Annotated in this window: 3 protein-coding genes and 1 rRNA gene; 2 read left to right on the forward strand and 2 right to left on the reverse strand. The window is 60.4% G+C overall.

The window, feature by feature from the left end; translation table 11 throughout:
- Nucleotides 1-14 precede the first annotated feature (14 nt).
- Both rrf and ACIQTZ_RS23985 read left to right on the forward strand, forming a co-directional pair.
- A 5S ribosomal RNA gene (gene rrf / locus ACIQTZ_RS23980) occupies nucleotides 15-131 on the forward strand.
- 297 nt (nucleotides 132-428) lie between these two features.
- Nucleotides 429-1,034: a hypothetical protein gene (locus ACIQTZ_RS23985; protein ID WP_402984834.1), complete on the forward strand. Its 606-nt coding sequence runs from the start codon at nucleotides 429-431 to the stop codon at nucleotides 1,032-1,034.
- A gap of 68 nt (nucleotides 1,035-1,102) precedes the next feature.
- On the opposite strand, the gene ACIQTZ_RS23990 is transcribed toward ACIQTZ_RS23985, so the two are convergent.
- Together ACIQTZ_RS23990 and ACIQTZ_RS23995 are read right to left on the reverse strand one after the other, a co-directional pair.
- Nucleotides 1,103-1,678 carry an HhH-GPD-type base excision DNA repair protein gene (locus ACIQTZ_RS23990; RefSeq protein WP_400337891.1) on the reverse strand — a complete coding sequence of 192 codons (576 nt, stop codon included), beginning with the start codon at nucleotides 1,676-1,678 and terminating at the stop codon, nucleotides 1,103-1,105.
- A 229-nt stretch (nucleotides 1,679-1,907) separates the two neighbouring features.
- Nucleotides 1,908-2,346, reverse strand: a 439-nt coding sequence (locus tag ACIQTZ_RS23995) for a hypothetical protein (RefSeq protein ID WP_402984836.1), incomplete at its 5' end; no start/stop codon positions are given.

Here is a 2,346-nt window from a genome sequence, read left to right on the forward strand (position 1 = left end):
ACGGGTAAAAAGGTTACGGCGGTCATAGCGTGGGGGAAACGCCCGGTCCCATTCCGAACCCGGAAGCTAAGACCCACAGCGCCGATGGTACTGCATCCGGGAGGGTGTGGGAGAGTAGGACACCGCCGGACAACACTTAACAGGAGCCCCGACCACGACGGTCGGGGCTCCACACCTTTAACACACCATGTACCAGGATTCAGCACCCTGCAGACCCGGCATCGCGTATCGAAGCGTAGCCTGAGCGGTATGGGGATGAAAGCATCGTCGAATACATGGACAGTTGCCGTGCTGGCGTTCACCTTCCTGGGCGCGGGATGCGCAGCTCCTGATCAGATCCAAGGGAGTCCGGCCGCAGCCAGCCCGGTCTCGGAGATGACACCCGATAGGGCGTTGTGCAAGGCAATGAAATTCCGCTGGAGGCGTTGGTGAACCGAAGGCCCGCGTCCGAGCTCGGGCCTGAAGCGCTGCCGGCACTCAGCGGACGTAACGTGGACCAATTCCACGCTGAATCCTGGCTCATCGCGCAGGAGAGCAGCAGCAGGGTCATGCTGATAAACAAGCTCGCGGAACCGAAGGACGATGGAACGGGCGACATCCGCGACTTCGTTTACGTGATCATTTCCACCGACTCCATGGCTTCGGAACCGGGCAAGCCTGTGTGGGCGGTGGTCGAGGCGTCCGCCTGTACTCCTACCTTGGACTTGGGAGACTTGAGGGCCGGCGCAGTGACCCTGGACCCCTCTTCGAGGCCTGATCCCAACAGCAACAGCGTCCCTTTGCTCGTCACGGAGTTTGATTGCAACTCAGGGCAGAATGCCGAAGGGAGGGTGGAAGTGGTGAAACTCGTCGAAACGGATACAACGGTGGAAGTCGTCGTCGGGGTTCGGAGAGCAGCACTCGGGGCGGCTTCGTGCCAGAGCAATCCACCCACGCCGTTCACAGTCCACTTGGGACGCCCACTGGGCGATCGCGCCGTGGTGAACGCCGCCGTCGTGCCTTCCCGTGAGATCGCCCTGCCGACCCGACGGTGATCCGCCGTGCCAGGCCGCAGACAGCTAAGGCCCCGCAGATGCGGGGCCTTAGCTGTCTTGTTGATAAGTCAGGCCTTCGCAGCCTTGGCAGCAGCTTTCGCGGCTTGTTTACTTGCGCGGACCTTTACCAAGGAGTCCGGATCCACGATGTCTGCCACGGACAAGTACGAGCCCTCTTCACCGTAATGGCCGGCGGCCTCGCGCCAACCCTCCGCCTGGAGACCACACTGCTTTCCGAGGAGCGCCAGGAAGATCCTGGCCTTCTGGTCCCCGAAGCCCGGTAGGGCCTTCAGTCGCCGGAGTACTTCAGCCCCGCTTGGGTTGTCTCGAGTCCATATGGCGGATGCCTGGCCGTCCCAGTCCTGGTGGACCGTCTCGGCCAGTGCCTGTACCCGTCCGGCCATGGAGCCCGGGAAACGGTGGACAGCCGGAGTCTGCTTGAAGACGTCCACAAAGCCGGCCGGGTCGAAGGCCGCAATGGCGCCGGGCTCCAGGGACCCAATGCGTGAGCGGATCTTCTCGGGTCCGGCGAAGGCGGATTCCATGGTCACTTGTTGATCGAGCAGCATGCCGGTCAGCAGCGCGAAGGCGTCGTCACTGAGGAGTTGGTCGGCAGCAGCATCTCCTGTGATGTGCAGTTCCATGGGTTTATCCTCCCACCTGTCCGCGGCCATCTCCTAGGGAAGCGGTACGCGTCCGCAGGACCAGGAGACCTTGACTGTCCCAAGGGGTTCGCTGCCGCTTCACTGCGGAACAGCGGTTGTTGGGCTGGGCCGATGGGAAGGTACGACGGCGGGTGGTTGGCTTTGGGGGCTGGCGCGTAGCCGTATGCCGCAGCAAACTTGGGGTTTTCATGGGAACTTCACGTGGGATTCACGTGTGTCCTCTTGCAGGGCGAGGAGTTGCTTGGGGGTGGATTTGCGTTGGGGGTTGGGGGCGTGTATTGTTTTCTGAGTCGCCGGGAGCGAAACGGAAAGCCGGAAGGTGTGTACGGTTCGGTTGGCGGCCAATAATAATCCTTCTTTTCCAATGGCCTGTTGATGGTTGCGCTGCTTTGGGTGGTGTGCTGTTTGGGTGATGTTTTGAGGGGTCTGTTGTTTGAGAACTCAATAGTGTGCCAAGTTTGTTGATACCGATTGTTTTATTGATTGGTTGATTTTTGCTGGACCGCCGTGCACCCCCGTGTGTGGTGGTTTGGTTTTCAGCTGGTTTCGAATTTTGCAGCTGCTTCTTGCCGTGATTTCCGGTGGGGGTGGTTGTGTTTCGTTTTTTGTTTTTGAACGGAGAGTTTGATCCTGGCTCAGGATGAACG

Source organism: Paenarthrobacter sp. NPDC090520 (assembly GCF_044769205.1).
Taxonomy (GTDB): domain Bacteria; phylum Actinomycetota; class Actinomycetes; order Actinomycetales; family Micrococcaceae; genus Arthrobacter.

Excerpts from the sequence above, each read along its gene's own strand:
- ACIQTZ_RS23990 (WP_400337891.1), bottom strand. The coding sequence starts at position 1,678 with ATGGAACTGCACATCACAGGAGATGCTGCTGCCGACCAACTCCTCAGT.